The organism is Nostoc sp. LPT (assembly GCF_017115165.1).
Classification (GTDB): domain Bacteria; phylum Cyanobacteriota; class Cyanobacteriia; order Cyanobacteriales; family Nostocaceae; genus Nostoc.
Map to the genome: position 1 here is coordinate 38,195 of NZ_JABXKF010000031.1, position 23,273 is coordinate 61,467.

General features: G+C 43.1%; 24 protein-coding genes and 1 pseudogene. 10 read left to right on the plus strand and 15 right to left on the minus strand.

The window, feature by feature from the left end:
• Window positions 1-44: 44 nt before the first annotated feature.
• A complete protein-coding gene (pdhA, locus tag HWQ58_RS06430) occupies window positions 45-1,079 on the minus strand; it encodes a pyruvate dehydrogenase (acetyl-transferring) E1 component subunit alpha (RefSeq protein ID WP_292859281.1) in 1,035 nt (344 codons plus the stop codon).
• Between the two features lie 946 nt (window positions 1,080-2,025).
• Here pdhA and HWQ58_RS06435 point away from each other — a divergent pair.
• Window positions 2,026-4,320: an IMS domain-containing protein gene (locus HWQ58_RS06435; RefSeq protein WP_292859284.1), complete on the plus strand. Its 2,295-nt coding sequence runs from the start codon at window positions 2,026-2,028 to the stop codon at window positions 4,318-4,320.
• 136 nt (window positions 4,321-4,456) lie between these two features.
• Here HWQ58_RS06435 and HWQ58_RS06440 read toward each other — a convergent pair whose 3' ends face one another.
• The 6 genes from HWQ58_RS06440 to HWQ58_RS06465 all read right to left on the minus strand — a co-directional run bounded on the left by HWQ58_RS06440 (window position 4,457) and on the right by HWQ58_RS06465 (window position 9,477).
• On the minus strand, window positions 4,457-5,950 hold the full coding sequence (locus HWQ58_RS06440; RefSeq protein WP_292859287.1) for a hypothetical protein: 1,494 nt from the start codon (window positions 5,948-5,950) through the stop codon (window positions 4,457-4,459).
• Between the two features lie 76 nt (window positions 5,951-6,026).
• Window positions 6,027-6,665, minus strand: coding sequence for a dihydroxyacetone kinase subunit DhaL (dhaL, locus tag HWQ58_RS06445; protein ID WP_292859442.1), 639 nt, complete (start codon window positions 6,663-6,665; stop codon window positions 6,027-6,029).
• Window positions 6,666-6,719: 54 nt separating this feature from the next.
• Window positions 6,720-7,796: a dihydroxyacetone kinase subunit DhaK gene (dhaK, locus tag HWQ58_RS06450; RefSeq protein ID WP_292859290.1), complete on the minus strand. Its 1,077-nt coding sequence runs from the start codon at window positions 7,794-7,796 to the stop codon at window positions 6,720-6,722.
• An 80-nt stretch (window positions 7,797-7,876) separates the two neighbouring features.
• Window positions 7,877-8,008 (minus strand): hypothetical protein, encoded by a 132-nt coding sequence (locus tag HWQ58_RS06455; protein WP_292859293.1) that lies wholly within the window; start codon window positions 8,006-8,008, stop codon window positions 7,877-7,879.
• A gap of 181 nt (window positions 8,009-8,189) precedes the next feature.
• Window positions 8,190-8,441: a hypothetical protein gene (locus HWQ58_RS06460; protein WP_292859296.1), complete on the minus strand. Its 252-nt coding sequence runs from the start codon at window positions 8,439-8,441 to the stop codon at window positions 8,190-8,192.
• Between the two features lie 160 nt (window positions 8,442-8,601).
• Window positions 8,602-9,477 (minus strand): MBL fold metallo-hydrolase, encoded by an 876-nt coding sequence (locus HWQ58_RS06465; RefSeq protein WP_292859299.1) that lies wholly within the window; start codon window positions 9,475-9,477, stop codon window positions 8,602-8,604.
• A 190-nt stretch (window positions 9,478-9,667) separates the two neighbouring features.
• Between HWQ58_RS06465 and HWQ58_RS06470 the strand changes: the two genes are divergently transcribed.
• Both HWQ58_RS06470 and HWQ58_RS06475 read left to right on the plus strand, forming a co-directional pair.
• On the plus strand, window positions 9,668-10,747 hold the full coding sequence (locus HWQ58_RS06470) for a serine/threonine-protein kinase (RefSeq protein WP_366837459.1): 1,080 nt from the start codon (window positions 9,668-9,670) through the stop codon (window positions 10,745-10,747).
• 81 nt (window positions 10,748-10,828) lie between these two features.
• Entirely contained in the window at window positions 10,829-11,032 is a 204-nt protein-coding gene (locus tag HWQ58_RS06475; protein ID WP_292859302.1) for a type II toxin-antitoxin system HicB family antitoxin, read from the plus strand.
• Between the two features lie 17 nt (window positions 11,033-11,049).
• On the opposite strand, the gene HWQ58_RS06480 is transcribed toward HWQ58_RS06475, so the two are convergent.
• Both HWQ58_RS06480 and HWQ58_RS06485 read right to left on the minus strand, forming a co-directional pair.
• Window positions 11,050-11,268, minus strand: a complete 219-nt coding sequence (locus HWQ58_RS06480; protein ID WP_292859305.1) for a type II toxin-antitoxin system HicA family toxin — start codon at window positions 11,266-11,268, stop codon at window positions 11,050-11,052.
• Window positions 11,268-11,510, minus strand: a complete 243-nt coding sequence (locus tag HWQ58_RS06485; protein WP_292859308.1) for a type II toxin-antitoxin system HicB family antitoxin — start codon at window positions 11,508-11,510, stop codon at window positions 11,268-11,270. Before HWQ58_RS06485 ends, HWQ58_RS06480 begins: the two co-directional genes overlap by 1 nt.
• On the opposite strand from HWQ58_RS06485, the gene HWQ58_RS38345 reads away from it, so the two are divergent.
• A complete protein-coding gene (locus HWQ58_RS38345) occupies window positions 11,478-11,687 on the plus strand; it encodes a GUN4 domain-containing protein (RefSeq protein ID WP_366837462.1) in 210 nt (69 codons plus the stop codon). The two genes, HWQ58_RS06485 and HWQ58_RS38345, sit on opposite strands and share 33 nt — an antisense overlap.
• A 96-nt stretch (window positions 11,688-11,783) precedes the next feature.
• Here HWQ58_RS38345 and HWQ58_RS06490 read toward each other — a convergent pair whose 3' ends face one another.
• The 4 genes and pseudogenes from HWQ58_RS06490 to HWQ58_RS06505 form a co-directional block, all read right to left on the minus strand.
• On the minus strand, window positions 11,784-12,248 hold the full coding sequence (locus HWQ58_RS06490) for a hypothetical protein (protein ID WP_292859311.1): 465 nt from the start codon (window positions 12,246-12,248) through the stop codon (window positions 11,784-11,786).
• Window positions 12,245-12,460: a hypothetical protein gene (locus tag HWQ58_RS06495; RefSeq protein ID WP_292859314.1), complete on the minus strand. Its 216-nt coding sequence runs from the start codon at window positions 12,458-12,460 to the stop codon at window positions 12,245-12,247. Before HWQ58_RS06495 ends, HWQ58_RS06490 begins: the two co-directional genes overlap by 4 nt.
• A gap of 138 nt (window positions 12,461-12,598) precedes the next feature.
• Complete coding sequence (locus tag HWQ58_RS06500) at window positions 12,599-13,744, minus strand: PepSY-associated TM helix domain-containing protein (protein ID WP_292859317.1); 1,146 nt, start codon at window positions 13,742-13,744, stop codon at window positions 12,599-12,601.
• 269 nt (window positions 13,745-14,013) lie between these two features.
• Window positions 14,014-14,172, minus strand: a pseudogene (locus tag HWQ58_RS06505) (MBL fold metallo-hydrolase); the annotation flags it as partial.
• Window positions 14,173-14,446: 274 nt separating this feature from the next.
• Here HWQ58_RS06505 and HWQ58_RS06510 point away from each other — a divergent pair.
• The 6 genes from HWQ58_RS06510 (at window position 14,447) to HWQ58_RS06535 (ending at window position 20,855) form a co-directional block, all read left to right on the plus strand.
• Window positions 14,447-15,313 carry a CHAT domain-containing protein gene (locus HWQ58_RS06510; RefSeq protein ID WP_292859320.1) on the plus strand — a complete coding sequence of 289 codons (867 nt, stop codon included), beginning with the start codon at window positions 14,447-14,449 and terminating at the stop codon, window positions 15,311-15,313.
• A 43-nt stretch (window positions 15,314-15,356) separates the two neighbouring features.
• Window positions 15,357-16,085, plus strand: coding sequence for a hypothetical protein (locus tag HWQ58_RS06515; RefSeq protein ID WP_292859323.1), 729 nt, complete (start codon window positions 15,357-15,359; stop codon window positions 16,083-16,085).
• Between the two features lie 42 nt (window positions 16,086-16,127).
• Window positions 16,128-16,337, plus strand: a complete 210-nt coding sequence (locus HWQ58_RS06520; protein ID WP_292859325.1) for a hypothetical protein — start codon at window positions 16,128-16,130, stop codon at window positions 16,335-16,337.
• Window positions 16,322-17,272 carry a MoxR family ATPase gene (locus tag HWQ58_RS06525; RefSeq protein ID WP_292859327.1) on the plus strand — a complete coding sequence of 317 codons (951 nt, stop codon included), beginning with the start codon at window positions 16,322-16,324 and terminating at the stop codon, window positions 17,270-17,272. The genes HWQ58_RS06520 and HWQ58_RS06525 overlap by 16 nt, the downstream gene beginning before the upstream one ends.
• A gap of 2 nt (window positions 17,273-17,274) precedes the next feature.
• The gene (locus HWQ58_RS06530) at window positions 17,275-18,408 is read left to right on the plus strand and encodes a hypothetical protein (RefSeq protein ID WP_292859329.1); all 1,134 of its coding nucleotides are present in this window, start codon (window positions 17,275-17,277) and stop codon (window positions 18,406-18,408) included.
• 803 nt (window positions 18,409-19,211) lie between these two features.
• Entirely contained in the window at window positions 19,212-20,855 is a 1,644-nt protein-coding gene (locus HWQ58_RS06535; RefSeq protein ID WP_292859445.1) for an AAA-like domain-containing protein, read from the plus strand.
• 121 nt (window positions 20,856-20,976) lie between these two features.
• Here HWQ58_RS06535 and HWQ58_RS06540 read toward each other — a convergent pair whose 3' ends face one another.
• Window positions 20,977-21,930: a heme o synthase gene (locus tag HWQ58_RS06540; RefSeq protein WP_292859332.1), complete on the minus strand. Its 954-nt coding sequence runs from the start codon at window positions 21,928-21,930 to the stop codon at window positions 20,977-20,979.
• Between the two features lie 403 nt (window positions 21,931-22,333).
• Window positions 22,334-23,254, minus strand: coding sequence for a heme A synthase (locus HWQ58_RS06545; protein WP_292859335.1), 921 nt, complete (start codon window positions 23,252-23,254; stop codon window positions 22,334-22,336).
• Window positions 23,255-23,273: the final 19 nt, after the last annotated feature.

Sequence of the window (23,273 nt, forward strand, 5' to 3'; positions counted from 1 at the left end):
AAAGTACTCAGCACTCAGCACTCATAACTCAGCACTGTTTATGTTTATTCGTCTTCTGCAAACACGAAACGATATAACTCGCTGGGGTCTGGTTCGGGGCTACTTTCGGCGAACTTAACTGCCTCGTCGATTACATCCTGAATTTTACGGTCAATTGCTTTAATTTCTCCCTCATCCGCCAGGTTTTGCTCTAGCAAATAAGCTGCCAACTTCTTAATTGGGTCACGGGCGAACCAAAATTCTTTCTCCGCTTTGCTTCGCATTTCATCTGGGTCTGCCAAGGAGTGACCCCGGAATCGGTAGGTAAGCGCCTCAATTAATGTTGGGCCTTCACCTGCACGGGCACGGGCTACAGCTTCTTGGGCCACGGCTCGGACTGCTAGTACATCCATGCCATCTACTTCCACGCCCACCATGTTAAATACACTGGCTTTTTTATAAATCTCTGGCTGGGAAGTGGCTCGTTCGTGAGACATCCCAATGGCCCACTTATTATTTTCGACTACAAACAGAATTGGCAGTTTCCATAGGGCTGCCATATTTAGGGTCTCAAAAAACTGACCGTTATTAGCTGCACCGTCGCCAAAAAAGCAAGCTGTAACTTGGTCAGCATTTTTATCTCCCAGCACTTCGCGGCGGTATTTGGTTTGAAAAGCCGCCCCAGCTGCTACAGGAATTCCCTCAGCCACAAAAGCATAGCCACCCAGCAAACGATGTTCGGCAGAAAACATGTGCATCGAACCACCGCGCCCTTTGCTGCAACCTGTGGCTTTGCCAAATAATTCTGCCATTACCTCTTTTGCTGGTACACCTGCACTCAGAGCATGAACGTGGTCGCGGTAGGTACTACAAACGAAATCTTCACCCGGTCGCATTGACTGCACAACACCACTGCAAACGGCTTCTTGACCGTTGTACAAATGGACAAAACCAAACATCTTGCCCCTGTAGTACATTTCAGCGCATTTGTCTTCAAACAAGCGCCCTAATACCATGTCCTCGTACAACCGTAACCCTTCTTCCTTTGTAATATGCGTAGTAGCAGGATTAAATGTGGGTAAAGTACGCTCTTGAATCATTATTTTTGAGTATCCCTGTTGTACAACTTAAAGTTACAGTCTTAAATAACTTGGTCTGATAACACTTCAGCTTTTAACAGGCTAGCGTTTGTAAGACTCAACAATCAAACTTTATTTATGCACCAAAAAGGGTCTTAGGGAATAGCTGAATTTTTAATTTTTGCTTTTTAACTTTTCAGCTCATACCCCATGAGGATTTGACTCTAACGGCAATATCTGCCGCTTTAGGTTTTCTCTCTCACCAAAACAGTACCGAGTGCTGAGTAAAAAGTAAAATTAGACCGATTAGGCATCAAATCAGTTACGAGTAGTGAGTACTTAGGAAAAGATTCACAAGTACTACGTCTTACTCATTACTTCTTACTCAGAACTCAGCACGGGCTAAACCTTAGCTATCCGCTAACAAAACTCAGCACTCCTGAATATTCCCCTTCACAGACTAGCAATCAAGATAGACTGTTTTCTGCATATGCATTAACAATTTAAAAAAAAGGAGGCAAAAATCTATAATACCCAAATAGATAATTGTAATGAAGGGTAAATTATGATATGATTTTTGTCTCTTGTTATCAGGGTAAATCCCCAATAGTGGTATTTTTGTTACTGCATAGTGGGAAAGTCCCAAAAAAATCAATCATCAATAGATTCTTCCAGCCACAACAATTATGCCGTGATTAAAAGCGGTAGTTGTGGTTTGTGGTATCGAAGGCTGATAATAGTTGTGCTAAACAAAAATACTAAGAATTAAAACAAACAATTGAGGCTTTCTAGGCGAAAGCAAAAAATTAGTTCTAAAATGTGACTCAAAATTTCGGGAAGGTACAAAACAAGTTGTTGCAATATACACTTGTAGAGTAAATTCTATACGGCATTTTTCTGGCACAGTTTTACAGGCCTGGAACGCTCTAGGTGAATTATGTTGATCACGGTGCAGGGGAAGTAGGCTGTGCGAATTCCGCTAGATTACTACCGAATTTTAGGACTACCGTTAGCGGCAAGTGATGAACAATTGCGGCAGGCATACAGCGATCGCATTGTACAATTGCCGCGACGTGAGTATTCTCAGGCAGCAATTTCTTCTCGTAAACAACTCATAGAAGAAGCTTACGTGGTTTTATCAGATCCAAAACAACGCAGTACCTACGATCAGCTTTATCTTACCCACGCCTATGACCCTGATAACCTTGCTGCTGCCGCAGTAGCACTGGAAAATCGTCCAGAAAGCACTAAAAGGGGTAGTGACACCCAGAGTCTGGGGATCGAAATTACCCAAGACGAATTAGTTGGCGCTTTATTAATTTTGCAAGAGTTGGGGGAATACGAACTTGTACTGAAACTAGGTCGTCCGTACCTAGTAAATAAAAATGGTGTTACAAGTGCAAGAAAAGGCAATAATTTAGCAGACGAAGAAATACATGAAAGTGCTGAACATCCAGATGTTGTTCTCACTGTTGCCCTTGCTTGTCTAGAATTAGGTCGCGAACAGTGGCAGCAAGGTCACTATGAAAATGCCGCCATATCTCTAGAAACTGGTCAAGAACTGCTAGTACGCGAAGGGTTGTTTGCCAGTGTCCAGGCAGAAATTCAGGCGGATCTTTATAAATTGCGACCATATCGAATTTTGGAGTTGCTGGCACTACCTCAAGAAAAGACTGCCGAACGAAGCCAAGGTTTGGAGTTATTGCAAAACCTTTTAAAAGATCGTGGCGGGATTGATGGCACGAACAATGATGATTCTGGTTTAAATATAGATGACTTTCTGCGATTTATCCAGCAGTTACGCAACCACTTAACAGTCGCCGAGCAACACAAGCTATTTGAAGCCCAAAGCAAACGTTCTTCTGCTGTTGCCACTTACTTAGCTGTTTATGCCTTAATAGCGCGGGGATTTGCTCAACGGCAACCTGCTTTAATTCGTCAAGCAAGGCAAATGCTCATGCGTCTGGGCAAACGCCAAGATGTACATTTAGAACAGTCTCTATGTGCGTTACTTTTGGGACAAACTGAAGAAGCAACTCGGGTTTTAGAACTTAGTCAGGAGTACGAAGCTTTAGCTTTTATTCGAGAAAAATCTCAAGACTCTCCAGATTTGTTACCAGGGCTGTGTCTATATGCAGAACAGTGGTTGCAACACGAAGTATTTCCCCATTTTCGAGATTTAGCAAACCAGCAAGCTTTTCTAAAAGATTACTTTGCTAACCAACAGGTACAAGCTTATTTAGAAGCACTGCCAACGGATGCAGAAACAACTAATGAGTGGGCTGTAATTAACACCCAAAATTTTCCCCAGCCACAGACAAATAATTCGCCTTTGCCTAAAAATTCAACTAGGACTCCAAGACAATTTAACCACAGCAGAACACCTGACCTAGATTTGCCAGAAACACCAGAATATTCAAACTTCTCACCATCTATGTGGAATTCATCTGGAAATGTAAAATCAGAGGTTCCTGCTGCTGAACGGACGAGCAGAGGCACAAAGGAGCATTTGAACGGTTCAGCTAAAAGCGCTACACCTGCTCATAACCAAAAGCGTCGGCGGAAGAGAAAACCTATGCCATCTACTATCCGGGAGCGTGTACCGGATAACCGTCCCCATTCTCGTCGTCCTCGGCGGCGGCGAACTTTTGCTAACACCATCGAAGGGAAAACACGATTGGTATGGAGAGTGTTTATTTCTTTGGTGAGTATTTTAGTTTTCTGGGTGTTAGTCACAACAATTTTTGGATGGTTAAAAAATCTGTTGTTTCCTACACGAGCTGTACCTACTTCACAGTTGTTTGTACAAATAAATCAACCACCAATATCTATTCCCGATCCAAATAGTAAACCACAAGGACTAGATGGCCCTTTAACAGATGCAGCAGCAGAGGAAATCATTCGCACTTGGCTATCTACCAAAGCCGAAGCTTTAGGGCCGAATCATGAGATTAATAACTTAGAGCAGATTTTAACTGGTTCAGCTTTGTCTCAATGGCGGGAGATTGCTCAACAGGCTAGGTCTGACAACCGCTATCGCAAGTACGACCATAGCATAAAGGTGGAATCTGTAGAGAAAATTGATTTATTTGCAGATCGTGCCGCAGTCGTAGCTATGGTGAAGGAAGCGACGCAGTTATATGAAAATGGTCAATATAAAAACTCTTCTAATGAGAATTTGCGAGTTCGTTACGATTTGATTCGAGAACGAGGTAAATGGCGTATTCAGAGTACATCTGTTGTGAATCAGATAATTAGATAAGTTTGAATTTTTAGGCGATGTCTACGAAAAGTCAAACAATTTGGGAACCCATGCCTGTCCTATACAAACAGTCTTTTTGCTCATCAAAATTTAGAGGTAATCTTATTACCTTTACCTATAGATATTAAACTATTTTTTATGAATGTATATTTTCAGCAATTTGAAGGGCTTGTGCTAATAATTGTTCGCTTTTATCTTTTTGTTGTATTTTTATGTATTCAATAGCGATCGCAATTATCACCTCAACTTTCTCATCGCGGCTTTTAATAGTTTGAGCAACTTCAAGTGCTTGGGATAATACCTGCGCTGCTTTAGCGGATGGTTCTACCTGAGTAGCCTGAGCAACAATTTTAGGCAAAGCTAAGGCTTTGTCAGAGTCCCAATAAACATTCTCTTTAAGTGCTTGAAAAGCTTGCTCATATTGCCTTTTTGCTGCGTAATCAACAGCCAAATTAGTCCATGCTTTGGATTTGGAAAGATAAGGTTTATCAAGTTCTTTGAGTACTTTAAAAGCTTGCTCGTATTGATTCTTTTTTGCGTACTGAAGGGCAAGTACACCCAACGCTTCGCTTTTATTGATAGTAAACTTTATTTTTGGGATAACTTGCAGGGCTTGCTCATATTGTCCTGCTATTGCACACTTGTTAGCAATTGTAGTAAACACATCTGGATCATTACCGCCATCAATTAAACCTTCAGGCGTGATACGCATATCCTGTCTGTATACATCAGAACCAGGGTAGTTAGTAGTTTTGGCAGTCTCAATGGCTTGGTTGAATTGTCCTATTTCTGCATAAGCAATGGCGATTTTAGTCAAAGAATAGTCTCTAGAAATAAATACACTCCCATTTGGCTTTCTAACTTTTTGAAGAGCTTGAGTTAACAACTGCTCTGCTTTGTCTTTCTGTCCTAATTGTCCATACTTAACAGCCATTTCAGCGATAGAGTCTGGATATTCTAGATTTTGTGAAGCTTGCGCTAGCAATTGCAATGCCTTTGCTTTTTGTCCAAATTGTGCATATTTGAGTGCAATTTCAGCTATTTCATAGCTGCTGCTTTTTGCTTTTTGAAGTGCTTGTGCTAATATCTGTTGTGCTTGAGCTTTTTGGCCGGTTTGTGCATATCTAAGTCCAATTTCAGACATTAATATAGATGGAGCTGAATATTGATAAGTTTTTAATTTAGTCAGTTGAAGAGCTTTTTCATATTGTCCTACTTGTACAAACTGAGTAGCAATATGTGCCAAACTAATACTTACATCTGGGTTTAGTAATTGGTATTTGTAAAGAGATTTTGCTACTTGAAGTGCTTTGTCGTATTGTCCCATTTCTATATAGATGATACCCAACTGCTCCAATAAGTCGGTTTTGATGCGAATAGACTTATTTATTTTGATAGTCTGAATAGCTGGGGCTAATAACTTCGAGGCTTTATCCTGTTGTCCTAATTTTGCATATCCGACAGCTATTTTAGCTAAAAATTTTGCTTGGACTGGTTGCTTACCATTATTTTTCTCGTAAATAGCAACCTCAGCCACAGGTTTTACTTGTACTTGTTTGTCAGTATTAATTTCATTAAGTACAGATTGACAAGCTGCACCTAATGTGATTAGTAATGCTGCGATCGCCAATTTTTTGAGTTGCATCGGCTTTTTGACCTTGTATCGATACTGACGTTAAATCATTTCTCCTTTGAGACAGCCAGTGTTATTCCACAGAACTTTCCAATACTGCTAACAAACTTTTCAACATCAAATAAGCAGAAGTCCCTCCCGGATCTTGATGTCCAATACTCCGTTCTCCCAAATAACTAGCCCGTCCTTTTTTCGCCTGCATTGGTATAGTTTCCTCCAAGCCTCTTTGGGCTGCTGCTACAGCCTGTTGCATAGCTTCCACAGTAGCCTGATTTTCTCCGACAGCCTGCCGAAAAGCCGCTACAGCCGGAGATAACACATCTACCATTGTCTTATCCCCTAGTTGGGCTTTACCACGTTGCAGCACACCGTTTAAACCCGCTTGCAATAGCTCTAACATATCTTGCTCTGTTAATTCATGCTTCAAAGCTACTGCTATACTGGCTCGCAAAAACCAAGTACCGTAAAGAGGACCACTGGCACCGCCAATAGAAGAAATCAAAGTCATACTCACGGTTTTGAGAATGCTACCGATGTCCTTGTCTGTAAGAGTTGGTAACTGAGCGCTTACCTTTTTAAAGCCGCGATCCATATTGATCCCGTGGTCGGCATCTCCGATCGCAGCATCTAATTCTGTCAAATATGCTTTATTCTGCTCTATCTCGGTTGCATAAGCCTGCAACCATTGTAATATCTGCGCTTGAGTCACCATATCAACATAATTCGTAATCACGCTCGAATACTCGCTAACGCTACGCTAACGTAATTATGAAATTCCCCAACGCCAACTTGGCGTTTTTATCGGTGCATCCCATAGCCTGATCATCTCATCATCTAATTTCAGCAAGGTAATAGAGCAACCTTGCATTTCTAGAGATGTGATGTAAGGGCCTATCAAGTTTCGCACAATTTGCAATTCTTGCTGTTCGCAGATTTGGGCGAGTTTGCGATAAACAATATACAGTTCAGAAATCGGGGTTCCACCCATACTATTGACGAAAGCTAAGAGGCGATCGCCTTTGGCAAATGGTAGATTTGTTAGTTCTACATCTACCCATTCTCCTTTGTCTTCGTCCCACTCGCGCAGTGTGCGGCTGTATGCTGCATCCTCAATGAGCGATCGCGTCAAAATTTCGGTAATCTCATCTACTGATTTGATAGCTGTACGTTCTATTCCTGGCTCCCCGTGGATACCGATACCTAATTCGATTTGGCGATCACCCAATTCAAATGTCGGCGTTCCATTAGCTGGGACTGTACAAGATGTTAAAGCAATTCCCATACTCCGCCCATTTAGATTTACTCGGCGACATAAATTTGCTATTTGTGGCAAATCATACCCCATCTCTGCGGCTGCGCCACAAATTTTTTCCGCCAGTATTGTTGTTCCCACACCCCGTCGTCCTTGGGTATAGAGACTATCTTTCACTGCTACATCGTCATCAATTAAAATATTTAGCGATCGAATGCCTTCACCACGGGCTAACTCCGTTGCCATCTCAAAGTTCATCACATCGCCACTGTAATTTTTGACGATATAAAGGATACCTGAGCCTCCATCTACTTGCTTGGCTGCTTCTAGTATTTGGTCAGGAGTGGGTGAAGTGAAAACCTCACCAGGACAAGCTGCATCCAGCATTCCTTTGCCCACGAAGCCAGCGTGCATTGGTTCATGTCCACTGCCACCACCTGAAATAATTGCTACTTTTCCCGGAATAGGTGCATTGGCTCGATAGACAAAGGCAGGATCGTAGTTCAGTTTAATTAAATCGGAATGAGCCGCCGCCATACCTTCTAGACTTTCTTGCACAAAGTCTTCTGGCTTGTTGATCAGCTTTTTCATAATCTGTATCTGGTTAAAAGGGTGCTAAAACCCAGGTTATAGCGATCGCTGGTTTGTATGCAATAGAGGCTGACCTCTCTCTAAATCTCTCTCCTAAAAGGAGCAACGGTGTACACACAAGTCTGAAAAACTTCATCCACCAAAGATTTGCGGTGAAGCAGCGCTCTTGGTAGGGTTTCCAACGCCAGATGCTCCACTTGGGGAGACCCCATCGCCCTTGGCGTCTCCCCTTGGGAGAAGACCGCACTGGCTCCTTTGCAGGCGACTGCTGTTAGCGCAGCGTTAGCGACGCAGGAGCGTCACCCGAACGCGAGTGCGTCTCCGATCGGAGAAGGGTGCGTTACGCTGGCGTAACAAAGCTAACTTGTTGCAATCATGGCGATGGCTGCGGTGCTACGCCAACGCATTTGCTATTTCGGCGAACCCATTTGCTATTTCGGCGAACCCATTTGCTATTTCGGCGAACCCATTTGCTATTTCGGCGAACCCATTTGCTATTTCGGCGAACCCATTTGCTATTTCGGCGAACCCATTTGCTATTTCGGCGAACCCATTTGTTATTTCGGCGAACTCATTTGCTATTTCGGCGAACTCATTTGCTATTTCGGCGAACTCATTTGTTATTTCGGCGTGTCCATAACGCACCCTACAAAACTACTAGAATTGAAACCTATACTGGTCATACTTGTGTGTACACCGTAGCCTAAAAGGAGAGAGACTTTGAATTTTCCCCCTTCCCGCGTCGGGAAGAGGGTTAGGGGGTTAGGTTTTTCCATATCGCGTGATAAAAGTCAGTTATTTAATGTCAATCCAAAGATTCCATTAACTCAATACACTTGTGCATCTGCTGGTGCATGGTTTCCCTATCAGCATGAAACCTTCGCCCATGACCTGGTAGTACCCACTCAAAAGAGTAATTAGCCAAGTTACGCATTGATTTAGTCTGTTCTGACCAAGAATACCAGCAGGCACCGTGGAATGCAATCAGTTGGTGCAAGCTTTCTGACCAAGCGAGATGGTCGCCAGTGAAGAGGAACTTATTTTTGTAAAGTAGGACAGTTTGTCCTTTAGTGTGACCGGGAACTGGGATAATTAATAAATCTGGAGTCAAAGTAAATGGTTCAGAACCAGTTAGCTGTATTTCTACATTGCGAGTATCGGCAGTAATATCATCAGTATGAAGGATGCGATCGCACTGAAAATGCTCGGCAAACTTTTGATGATCTGCGACATCATCCTTATGAGTTAGGTACATATAACGAATTGGCCCCAGTTCCTCTAAACGCTTGACTAAAGGCGGCGTAAAGCGGGGAGAATCCACTAAAATATTACCTTCTGGAAGTTTAATTAAATAGCTAGCAGCACCATAAGATTTTTCGGAATGATAGCCGCAATGGTAAACATTTTCTGCTACTAATATTGGAAACTTTTCTTGAGCAACTTTGATATCTTTTGGTTTCTCAACTGTACCAATAGAACTAGTAGGACAAGCTAAAAGTGCTTCAAGGGCTGCTAATCTTTCTGTATTATTCGCAGGTTGATGATAAACCACCGACTGTTGATCGACACGAGAAAATACTTCAGGAGTCATCCAGCGACAAGTATCACAATCAATACAGGTAGTGTCTACATAAAAATCGCCGTTAACATTTTGGGAGCGACGCTGATTTAAATGAGCCATATTAATCCTTTTGCTTCCAGGTGCTTCTTGGGGAGCGATAAACCTTATATCCCTACGCTAGCAAAAGTAACTTGAGACTGTAGCCGCCACTAGAAATAAATCTGCTCAAAAATATCAAGACTCGTGAAACCCAGTAAGCATAAATTGGGAAAACTGAACATAGACACTATCTGCTGACATATTCCTAAATATGCTTTACTGTTCTAATTCCAGTTGTTTAAATCCCTTTACCTCTGATCACAATAAGTTTTGCATTAAGTGTGGAAAAACACTCACACCATTATTCAGAAACCGTTTTCGGGTAATACGACTTTTGGGTGAGGGTGGATTTAGCAGAACTTATGAAGCTAGGGATGCAGATAAAATAGATGAACCTTGCGTAATTAAGCAATTTGTCCCTCAATTTGAAGGAACGGCTGCACTTGAGAAAGCTACAGAGTTATTTAAGCAAGAAGCGAAGCGTCTGTATGACTTGGGAGAACACCCGCAAATTCCCCGCCTGATTGCTTATTTTGAACAGGATAAGCGGCTTTATTTGGTACAAGAGTTGATTCAGGGGCAGAATTTATTACAAGAATTGCAGCAGCAGGGAGCCTTTAGCGAAGAAAAGATAAAACAGCTTTTAACTGATTTATTACCTATCCTGAAATTTATCCATGAACGCGGTGTAATTCACCGAGATATTAAACCAGAAAATATCATGCGCCGCCAGGATGGCAAGTTAATATTAATTGATTTTGGTGTTTCTAAACAAATTACAAAAACTTTTGTAGGTGTTGGTACAACAGTAGGAACGCCTGGATATACACCATTAGAGCAAATGCGTGGTCAAGTTTTCCCTGCAAGTGACCTTTATAGTTTGGGTGTAACTTGTATTCGGCTATTAACTCAATGTTTACCAAATGCAGATGGTTCTGATGAACTTTATGATGCAGTAAATGGTAAATGGAAATGGATAAATTATCTACTCCAAGAGACAAATATTACACCTTTTTTGATTAAAGTTTTAGATAAATTGATTGAGGACTACGCTAAAGAACGCTATCAATCGGTAGATGAGGTATTTCTAGATTTAGATTTTTGTAATAAGCCACAATCTAATCGAGATATAGATTTAAAATCGAATACAACTAAGTTAAGTGGAGAAGATTGGAGACAACGGAAAAATTGGGGAACCCGTGGAAGCTGGGACAGTTCGAGGGACTGGGATAGTGGGGAAATTTCGGGAGATTGGGATAGTTGGGAAAGTTACGGAGATTTTAGATTTTAAGTTTTAGAGATGCGACGCCGAATAGCCCGTCGTAGACATCGCTGTTCCAATTTACAATAATTACATCCCAGAGGATTAACTATGAAATGGCGCGTGATTCTTGAATCAGACTTAGAAACAGGCGATTGGGCTGTATGGTGTCCAGAGTTACCTGGCTGTACTTCAGCAGGAGAAACTGAAGAAGAAGCTTTGGAAAATATTAAAGAAGCAATTCAATTATATTTACAGCCAGAATTAATTGAGTTAGCCCCTGGTGCGATCGCACGAGAGATTATTGTCTCATAAGCGATCGCGCATATAATTTATAACGCTTCCCACTCATCTCTGCTTGTATTAGCTTGACGTAATATTCTATTTAATAAGCTTGGGCTGATATCTCCCTGATGCGGATTGGGAATTGTCAGCTTTAATTCACCTTTCACCATGTATTGATGCTTACCACCTGGGTAAGGCCCATCAAAACCTGCATCTTTGAAATAACGAATCTGATCCCGCCGATTAATCGATCCAAAGGGTGGCATTAGGCAACCTCTTTGGTGAAATTCAGGTCAACACCATCAAGTATCGGTAGAGTATGACCTAAACGCAATCCTAAAATAATCCATCCTTCAAGAGTATCTTGCAAATCCTCTCGGCAAGCTTCTAATGTTGCAGCGTTTGCCCACACTCCTTGACACTCTGGAATTTCGCCATAGAAAGTTCCATCCTCAAGCAACTCGTAGGTTGCTTTGTGCATTGCTGTACGAATGTAATTTGTCAACATTGCCAAGATATCAGCAAGATTAATGAACTTTGGCTAAAGTATAGCAACGGGCGTTTTGGCTTTAGTATCCAAAGTCAAATTTGGTTAAAATTAGACTGTGATTGGATTAAACTAAGCGATCGCATCGGTTGGCGTCTAAACAATTACTGCAAAGAATATTCTGAACTAACTATTTAGTATAAATTCCCCAAAAGGAGCATTTACCACTTTCTGGGGTGGAGAGGGAAGAAAGTTGATATTTAGTTTTGGGAATATTGAATAGTTGTTTCGTGCTTAGAGCGAATCTACTCCAAATTCCTGCGGACGATGGCGAACCGCCGTATAGGCTTTCATTGGCGGCAATTCTGGTCGTCTTAAAAACCAGTTTTCTGAGGCATCAGAGCCGTAATTAAACCCCACTATTACCACATACTCTTCCTTGGGCTTATAGGTGTCAATCACATTAAACAACTCAGCATATTCGATCGGCTGTTGTTTCGCTGCTTGCGAGAGCATCATCATCTTCCAGGGTTCACTTCTTTGTGCCACATAATGAACCTTGCTCCCGATCGCAGATGGACTTTCTGTGATTGAAAAATCGTTGCCACCGGAATGCTGGATATTCACGACTTTGTGAAGATAAAGGTAGCCTCGACCTGAGCGCTGATAGAACTTCCACGCCTGGGCGCTAAACAGGACTTCACATTCATCGATGATGTTTCTTGCGATTTCGACTCTCAGTTCGCGTTCAGGTGTCATGTCAGTTCACCCGTGCAGTGGTCAGGCTTCTTGCCCTCATTTATCATGGTAACAGAAGATAAATAGACTATTTTGGCTCCTTTTGAAAACCATGCTGGTGAAGTAGTAATTACCTGCTGCCAATGAGCTTGTGCTGCCTGATGATTTTGATCGTTTGCCAGTTCGAGTTTTAGAAGATAGCTGGTATCGAGAAAAATCTTACGGGTTGGCATAGAGATAGCGATCGCGATCAATTGAAGCGTCTTAAATCAAATCTCTATATAATCCCCTGACCGAGGTGCGAAGCACAAGTGCGTTCCCGCTTCTCCTGTAGGAGAAGCTACGCGTAGCCGCAGGCATCGCCTAATTCCCTACCACTTCACCTCAGCTGCCACGTTGACCTCTCGTTGAGTGGGCACTTTCACCCGACGGCGATACCACCACATCACGACACCTGTCACCATCAGCACGGTAGGAGCCAGACCCACAAACACATACAAAACCTGCGTCAGCCGTCCACCGAAGGTGCCAAAATGCACAGAGCCAAACTGATTCAAAATGGCCTCGGCACGGGAGGGTTTAACGCCATCATTAATCTGAATCACCTTGCCTGTGAATTGATCGAGATAGACTTGCGTTCTCCCATATTGACCTGTTTCCTGAGCCTGCTTTTTGCCCACGCGGAATGGTTCTTCCTGTTTATTAGCAAAAGAAACGTAGGTAGTAGTAGCATTGGGAACGGCGGCATCGGCTCGTTGTAGCAGGTCTTTGATCGCCAAGGGTTGCTGAAGATAAATCGGTTTAGAAACTGGCTCTACGGGTTTTGGTGTCAGGGTTGCGGCATAAATGATATCAGTCACCTTTGCTTGAGGAATGTTCCAGGCAAAACCGGTGAAGCCAATGAAGGCAAGAAAGACGGCGGTGATGATACCTGCTACTTTGTGAATATCAAAATTTGTGCGTTTGATATGAGCCTTCTGCCATTTGATTTTGAATCCAGCAATCAATTTGCGCCAACCAGGCCAGAGGATGATACCCGTGATGCTAAGGATCAGAGTTAGAAGGGCAACAATACCCATAATCCATTGACCTATATCGCCTGCTAAGAGTTTGTAGTGCAGGCTATAAATGCTGCCAATCCAACTGGTTTCCCACTGACGATCGCCCATAACCTGCCCCGTATATGGGTTCACAAATACATACCAAACGCGATCGGCCGCATCATTCAACCACACCTGGTAAGGCTGATCGATGTGTTCTGGCAAGCTAACACCGCCAATAGTCAAGCCTTTGGAGGCGTAGGCGGTTTTCACAGTGTCTGCGATCGCATGAATTGAAACTCGCTCTTTAGCGGGGATAATGCGACCAAACCGTTGTGCTAGAACAATGCCATCGATTTCGTGCCAGAAAACCAGCACACTGCCCGTCAATCCAGCGATGCAGAGTAGAGTGCCACCGATTAACCCGAGCCAGCGATGCAGGTGAAATGCAGTATTGCGAATCGTTTTTGCATTCATAGATAGACCCTTCTCAAAAACTTAATCCTGTGCCCTTGTCACAGAGCTAGCAAAACAGATTGCGATAAGCTAAATGAGAATTAATTTTATCAGAACTTACGCATTGTCAATAACTCAATCCTGTACCCTTGTGACGGAGCAGCAAGGGACTTCCAACTAAAAAAATACCCATCGCTTTGGTGAGCAGGGGGCACTCTTGAAGCAGGGGAGGAAAAATCTAACGATCGTCTTCGCTCACAAAATTGAATAATTTAATTTCTGGAAGTCCCTAAAACAGTTTGTCCTTTGGTGTGACCGGGAACTGGGATAATTAATAAATCTGGTGTCAAAGTAAATGGTTCAGAACCAGTTAGCTGTATTTATACATTGCGAGTATCGGCGGTAATATCATCAATGTGGAGGATGCGATCGCACTGAAAATGCTCGGCAGAAAATGGAAAAACTTAATAGACACCATCTGCTTATTGTCAAATATGCTTTACTGTTCTAATTCCAGTTGTTTAAATCCCTTTAACCCTAATGACAAATTGTTTATCTCCTGGAAACTAGATTAATTATTAGGTTGTTTTCTGAGTATTTCTCAATTTAAATGCCAGATTTTTGTATTTTTAATAGGAACAGCGGCAAAAGTGCAACAATTATGGTCTTGACTTATGTAAAAATGAATTTAGCCAAAAATCATACTCTGGGTTGATCATCTAAATGAGTAGTAATGGTCAAATCAAAATTCTGTTTTTGGCAGCAGATCCAAGTGATGCTACACGATTACGCTTGGGGCAAGAGTTGCGTGATATTCGTGAGAGACTGCAACTAGCAAAAGAGCGAGATAGATTTATTCTAGACTCCCGTGAATCTGTACGTCCAGGAGATATCAGCCAAGCAATATTCGATTTTGAGCCGCAGATTGTGCATTTTTCTGGGCATGGAACCAGTACAGGTGAGCTTTGTTTTGAAGATTTACTTGGAAAATACCAACCTGTACAACCCGATGCTTTAGCGGCGTTATTTGAACTAATAACCGATAAAATAAATTGTGTGGTGTTGAATGCTTGCTATTCCAAAGCTCAAGCAAAAGCGATCTCAGAACATATTCCTTTTGTCATTGGCATGAATAAAGCAATTGGAGATCCAGCCGCGATCGCTTTTGCTGTTGGTTTTTACAAAGCATTGGCAGCAAGACGGACGATAGATCAGGCTTACAAGTTCGGTTGTGTAGAAATTAGATTGCTAGGCATTGCAGAACATTTGACTCCAGTGCTGTACACCAAACAAAACTCAGTGTCTCTGGTCTTAGAGGTACAGCAGATAGACTCGAACAAATCAAGTGGAGTACTAAATGCAAAGTCAACTAGTTTAAATCCGGGGCAAAGGCGGCGAATTTTACAGGAAATCGAAAGCCTCCAGCAACAGTATGATTTATTAAGTCAGAAGTTGAGCCGCCTACGGTTGGATTTAGTGATAGAATCCGGCACTGTCGTCAAGTTTCAGTTAGAAAAGCAGATTGAAAATGCTGAAGCTGAAAGAACACAACTTACTCAACGGATCGAGCAGCTAGAAAACAGCCTGTAATAAAAATAGTAATATCTCAATAGTTGGGTATTAAAACTCACAGATGTTCTCAGTTCGGCATTTACAGCAAAAACGGGAAGAACTTCAACAACACTACGATGCGTTTAGCGAGAAGATAAGGTTGTTGCGGAATCAACACGCCATTGAAGCGGGGGCTTCAGTAGCTTTTCAGCTAGACAAGGAGATTAAGCGGGTTGAGGTAGAGCGCGATCGCCTCTTTAAGCAGATTCAGATTATTGAGAGGTCTTGCAAGAGTGAGCCAATACACAATGAACTGTTTCGCCTCAACTACATAGCACAGGTACAGTTATTCCGAGAATTTATTACAGAAAAACGTATAGGAGCTTTCTTAGTTCATGGTTCACCAGAATATGGTCAAATCTGGTTACTGAAGCGTTTGTTAGAGAAAATTCCTGAAAGTACAGTGACTCCCCCAATTCCATTTCATCTCTCACGCCGGACACTTAGGACTGATATTGCAGCCCTATGGAGAGAGTTGGGTCGTCGGATTGGAGTAGAAGATTTTTCATCCCATGAGGAGATTGCCAGGAATGTAGTTGCTCAATTGAAAACTCAACATATCATCCTAGTTTTTCACGATCTCGAATGCATCGATGAAACTTATCTGCACGAATTAATCTGTGATTTTTGGTTACCCCTGGTAAACTCAACCTCACAAACAATTTGCTCAAGCAACGAATTTTTTCTACTAATGTTTTTGCTTGACCAAGATGGTTGTGTCAACACTTGGAATCTTGAGTTTGCAGATTAGCTCGATCTGGTATGGAAACCCCATATTCCCATTAGGCTACCGATGATTGACCCTTTATCTGAGCAAGTCTTGGTTAACTGGATGGAAAATGCAATTGATGTTTTACCAATCCAGATGACTAAAAAAATTGACTATACAGTTCAGGTGATTCTAGAGAAGAGTGAAGGCATTCCAGAGCGTGTGTTTGCTCAAATTTTTGGTTTGTGTGGCTGTAACTGGCAGGAGGAAGAAACTCGGTGGTTAGAACTTTAGACGGAAAGCGACTGAAATACATAGGTAAGGTTCAACCCCAGCCAGGAGAGCAAGACCCGGAGACGGGGCAAATATTGTATCCCTACCTACCTAGTGAGAAATTGGTAGAGGCTGTGAATTTAGCGATCGCCCTCGAACGCCCTTTACTATTAAAAGGAGAGCCGGGGTGTGGCAAGACAAAATTGGCTCGTGCAGTGGCTTATGAATTGAATTTACCTTATGAACCTTGGTACATCAAATCTACCAGTCGAGCGCGGGATGGTCTTTATACCTATGATGCCGTTGGCAGATTGCGGGATGCTCAACTTGCTGCTTCCAAAATAGATGAAGAAGCCGCTGTCAAAGCAAAAAATGCTGATGCCTACGTAGAGTGGGGGCCATTAGGACGTGCCTTTCGCAACGAGCAGCCAACTGTAGTTTTGATTGATGAAATAGATAAAGCTGACATTGACTTTCCTAACGACCTGCTGTTAGAGCTTGATGAGCAAAGGTTTGAAGTCACAGAAGTAAAACAAAACAGTTCGCTCAAGAAAATTCAGGCAAAGGCAACACCAATTGTTTTTATTACCAGTAACGATGAGAAAGACTTGCCTGATGCTTTCTTACGTCGTTGTTTATTTCACTATGTCAAATTCCCTGAACGTCAGCAGTTAATCGAGATTGTTAAAACTCGGTTTACAGTTTCGCCTTTGGAATTAGTGGACGCAATTATTGACCGCTTTTTAGAACTGCGCGAAGAGATGCGACGGGATAAGGGCGAAGCAGGAAAAAAGGTCAGTACCAGCGAACTGATGGATTGGGTGCGGATTCTTAGTCATCATCAAGAAGATCAAATTCTCAAAAAGTTAAAAACAGAACTTCTGTATCCTGGGGTATTGCTGAAGAGTTGGGATGATTATCGCCGTTATGGTGAACAGATGCGAGCGCAGCCATAAGCATGAAAACAGAAGCTATCCACGAAGAACTACCACTGCTTGAGCTTTTTACACAACTGCGCGAGGCAGGTTTGCCCTTGGGGATCGATGAATACCGCCTTGTTTTGACAGCTTTACAGGAAGGCTTTGGCACGACTGACCAAAAAGCGTTAGCAGAATTGTGCCGTACCTTGTGGGTAAAATCCCAGGATGAAGAACACCTATTCAACTATCATTTTCAACAGGTAATAACAGAACCTTATCCTGTAAAACCTTCTGTTACAAGGCAACAAGAGAAAACTACTTTATTCCCCTCTCCCGATGTACAAGAAGCGTTAGAAAGTCAGGGTAATTATTTACCTGAGTTACCCAATATAACACCTGCCACTGTACCCGTTTCATCAGAATTAATGGAAGTACAAGATGAGATGCAAGTGGCTGAAGCAGTACAGATTACTACTCAAAACAATGAGGAAATTACTGTTAATCGTTTTACCGAAACCGATGAGTATTTTCCAGTGACGCGGCGGCAGATGAAACAAAGCTGGCGACATTTACGCCGAATGGTACGCCAAGGTTTGCCCACAGAGTTAGACATAGAGGCAACTATTGAGCAAGTGGTACGGCAGGGAGTTTTGCTAGAGCCTGTACTGATGCCCAGTCGGGTGAATAGAACTGAACTGCTGTTGTTGATTGATCACAAGGGATCGATGGTTCCCTTTCACGCATTATCCCAGCGATTAGCCCAGACAGCATTACGAGGCGGACGCTTAGGAAAAGCTAGTATTTACTACTTTCACAATTGCCCAACTAAGTATCTTTATCATGACCAGACGCGCCAAAAAGCCCAACCTGTCACAGATTTTCTCGCTCAGTTGCGCCCAGAGCGTTCCGCTGTATTAATTTTTAGTGATGGGGGTGCAGCACGGGGCGGTTTTAGTCTGGAACGGCTAGAGTTAACCCAAAAATTTTTAGACCAGTTGAAACAGCGATCGCGTTATATTGCATGGCTGAATCCGATGGCGACAGAGCGCTGGTTTGGCACAACAGCTGGAGAAATTGCCCGTTTAGTGCCGATGTTTGAAGTTAGCCGACAGGGTTTTGATGGTGCGATCGATGTTTTGCGGGGGCGGGGAATCAATGCACAATTAAGGTAGTGGCTGTAATTAATCTAACTGGGAGTATTTCAAGGGTAGAGAGCATGAAGCCAGAAGTAGCTAGTCGTCGAATTGAATCTTTTGGTCAACGCTTCGGGGAAGCGCACCTCTATCTGGCTTACCATGCTGCTTTTCCGTTAGCCCTCACCCCAGATTTACTTTACCGCTTGTGGGCGAATTTTCAACGAGATATTCATAGGCAGGAATTAAAAATACCCTGGCTGGCTGTGGCTGATCTGCTGCTTTCTAGTCTATGTGATGAGGTGGGGCATGAACTCTACGAAATGGATACAGCAGTACGAAATTCGCTGTTGAAAGAATTGAAAGAGAATCCTCATTTTGGCGAAAAGCGGATTAATGAATTGTCTGATTTTTTACTTACCTCTGTGCGGCACCAACTTGAAAGCTATGATCAGGATATTCGTGATTTTGCTCAGGCTCAGAGGTGGACAGCGTTAGCCTATACGCGACCAAGTGAGGCAGCGCGTGAATTAGCATTAACTCTTTCAAAGTTAAAATTGGAGGAAAAAGCAGAGTGGGTTCGCATGGCATCACTAATAGATACCTTCGCAGAGCCATTAGCAGAATTTGCACCCCTAATGACTTATACTCGCGGCATGGCTAGCTTGTCTCGTGGCAATACGACAAAAGCTCTAGCTGAATTAAACCAAGTTGCTAGACAGCAAGACAAGGTAGAAATTGCAGGAGTCAAGTTATCTATTCCTACGCCCTTAATCAGACAAATAGAAATAGATCCCAAACCTGCTAAATTTGTTGAAAACAAAACTAATAATTCCCTTAAAATAAGAAAAAAAATCCTGATTTTGTCAGCTAATCCTACGACAACAGATAAACTTCGCTTGGACGAGGAAGTAAGGGAAATTCAGTCAGGGTTGCAACGCTCTGGCAGCCGAGATAAGTTTGAACTGATTACTAAATGGGCAGTGCGTCCTGACAATTTGCGGCGTGCGCTTTTAGATCATAATCCTCATATCATCCATTTTTCTGGACATGGTGGAGGAAATCAAGGTTTAGCCTTGGAAAATTATACAGGGGAAATGCAGCTGGTGAGTACAGAGTCACTGGCAAGGCTATTTAAGTTATTTAAAGACAAAATTGAGTGTGTATTATTAAATGCCTGTTATAGCGAGGTGCAAGCTGAGTCTATTTATCAACACATTAATTGCGTGGTTGGGATGAATCGGGCAATTGGCGATCGCGCCGCAATTAAATTTGCGGTAGGCTTTTATGATGCACTAGGCGCTGATAGGTCTTATGAGGATGCTTATGAGTTTGGCTGTAGCGCTATTGACTTAGAAAGTATTCCAGAGTCTTCCACCCCAGTGCTGAAAAGTCGGAACAATCCCCAAGGTGCTATCTCTGCTAAGGAAACTATTCCAGATACCGAGATAAAAACAGCAGTCTCCTTAGAAAATCCTGAAGGGCAGGTATCTCTCAACTCTGCTTTCTATGTGGAGCGATCACCTATTGAGGTAGACTGTTATGAAGCGATTCTTCAACCAGGGGCCTTAATTCGCATCAAAGCTCCCCGGCAGATGGGCAAAACTTCGCTGATGTCGCGGGTTCTCCATCATGCTAGTCAAAACGGTTATAAGACTGCACGTGTAAATTTCCAGTCAGCCGATGCAGAATTTCTCGCTAATTTAGATCAGTTTTTACAGTGGTTCTGTGCCAGCATTACTTATGAACTGAATCTACCAGATAAGTTAGGCGAGTATTGGAAGGGTGTTTTAGGTAGCAAGAATAAATGTACAAATTACTTTCAACGGTATTTATTACCCGCGATTAATAGCCCTATCACTTTGGGTTTGGATGAAGTCGATGAAGTCTTCAAGCATCCCATAATTGCGGCTGATTTTTTTGGATTGCTACGAGCTTGGCAGGAGCGGTCAAAGAATGAGACAGTTTGGAAAAATCTCCGATTGGTGATTGTGCATTCTAAGGAAGTTTATATACCGCTCAACATTAATCAGTCGCCTTTTAATGTCGGCTTACCCATTGATTTGCCAGACTTAAATCAAATACAAGTACAAGACTTAGTACAGCGTCACGGACTCAATTGGTCTAACTCACAAATTGAAGAATTAATGACACTCGTCGGTGGTCATCCTTATTTAGTGCGGGTAGCGCTTTATGAAATTGCCCGTCGTAGGATGACGCTAGAAAATCTGCAAAAAATCGCGGCAACCGAGGAAGGCCCTTACAGTGACCATTTACGTCGCCATTGGCTGAATTTGCAAGAGGATGCAGAATTACTGGCTGCGGTCAAACAAGTGATGATGGCAAATCGCCCCGTCGATCTAGGCACAACTGAAGCGTTTAAACTCCGCAGTATGGGGTTAGTTAAGTTTCAAGGCAATGAAGTAGTGCCTCTGTGTGAATTGTACCGTCAATATTTTGGCCATCGTTTGGGGATTAACTTTTAAACATAGGCTCAACTCATCACACAAAATGTTTAACTAGCATTAATAAAATTTTTTCAATTTTGAATACTTTGAAATGCGATCGCGCCTCTTTACCAAACGCGATCGCTAAATTTTGCATCCCCTAAGCAATAAAATGCAACTGCTTGATCGCTGCATTAATTAGATTATGGGTGACAGGAAGGCTATCCACTACCATCCCCAGACACAACAGCATCATGTAGGAGATGGAATAGAGAAACAAATCTCTAGCTACAGTGCGATCCTCTGGATGTTGCAACAAACGCCAAGATTTGTGGATAAATAATCCTCCCAGACTTAGGGCGATCGCAGCATAAACAATTCCACTTGCGCCCAAAGGATAAACCAATAACACGGTTGCAAATACTGTCACCAGCGTATAGTACCAAATCTGCTTCACGGTTGCTGTGTCACCTTCAACTACAGGTAGCATTGGTATCCCGACCTTTGCGTAATCGTCCCGAATCATCAGAGCTAAAGCCCAGAAATGGGGTGGTGTCCACAAAAAGACGATGGCAAAAATTAACCATGCTGACCAGCTTAAAGTGCCTGTGACAGCAGCCCAACCCACTAAAGCCGGAATTGCCCCAGCCGCCCCACCAACAACAATATTCTGGGTGGTGTGGCGTTTTAGCCAGTGGGTATAAACCAAAATATAAAAGACGATGCCAGAGAAGGCTAGCAGGGCGGCTAACAGGTTGGCAAATACTGCTAGGAGTGTAAAGGAAATTGTGGCCAGTGCGATCGCAAAAATTAGAGCATCGCGTGGCTGCACCTTACCCGAAGGTATCGGACGATGGCGCGTCCGCTCCATGTCATAATCAATATCCCGGTCATAGACACAGTTAATCGTCTGGGCGCTTGCAGCAGCCATTGTGCCACCAGTGAGAGTTACTAGCAACAGCAATGGGTCTACTTCTCCCTTAGCAGCAATCCACATACTTCCAGCCGTGGTAATCAAAAGCAACGGAATAATCCGAGGCTTGGTTAGCTGGTAATAACTTTGAACTACCTGTAAAAATGTTTCGTGGTGGCGAGAGACATTAGTCTCAATCATTTTGGCTCTGGTTCCTTATTTTTTTTCAACAACTTACAGCAGAATTCAGAATTCAGGAGTCAGAATTCAGAAGTAAAACAGGCTTTATACCTGGCTTTGATACTTAGCTTGTGTACTTCACTAACTTGAAATCTGCTGTATATGCAGCCCCGTTCAAGCTGGCTCTTTCAGGCAAATGAAAACACAGATTATCTGCACCTACGTGGGTCACATCATCAGTACTGAGTGCTGAGTTTAGGAGTAGAGACGCGATTAATCGCCTCTGTACAAGAGTTGGGAGTTAGGAATTCTTCCCCTGCTCCCTCGTCTTCCTCGTCTTCTTAATCTCCTCCACTCCCTACTCAGCACGAGCTAAACGCCCTGCTACCGCTAACAGCACCACTGGCTCAACGCCTCGCTACCGCTAACGTGACTCAGTACTCACTGAGTCACGTAGTGATAAAACTGTGAAAGCCACCAAAGTACCTAACAAAGTAGCTCCTATAGTTTGATGAGAGACGGTGAGAGGCTCGACTTGGAGGTGTAATTTGAAAGTGGCGAATCCCAACAAGATTTGTAATGTCAACAACGCACCAGCCATATTTGCCAGTCGCCGCAAGGCTGGATGTAGTGCTGGTGTCCGCCAACAGATAAATACTATTGCCAAGGTTGCCACTGTTGGCGGCACCAAACCAGCAATATGGCTGTACATTACAGTACAAAGTTGAGAACCGCCGAGGCATTGGTGTAGCGCCCAGCGAGAGCCTACCAAAGCACCTAGCAGACTTTGCAGGTAAACTAGAACAGCAGCAGTTAAACCGACCCAAGGCAACTTACCAACGGTTCCATTCCCCTGATAGGGTGTGAGTGCTGTGCCGATAATCAGGAGGGTGGTAAAAAACAACAGCGCCGTTCCTAAATGGGCGGTAACGATATCAAACCGCAACAGTTCGGTAACGGTGAGTCCCCCTAAGATACCTTGAAAGACGATTAGAAATAGGGCGAATGTAGATGCCCAAGGCAGCCAAGAGGGCAAGAAACGACGACGCCACCAGGACAAACCGAAAAGTGCGATCGCGCTTAAACCAATTAAAGCCGCATCCAATCTGTGAAACCACTCCAAAAACACTTGGAGATTCATTTGCTTGGCTGGCACGAGTTCGCCATAGCATAAGGGCCAGTCTGGGCAAGCAAGTCCAGCATTCATGACGCGGGTGGCACTGCCTATTGCCATCAAAATTAAGGTGGCTATGCACATTTTCCACACCAAGCGCCGAATCATTTCCTTGGGCTTTTGCTGCTGAAGAGCCGCTTCATTTTGTTGTTGTAGGACAAATTCGCTCATGAATGATACCTTCTGCCCG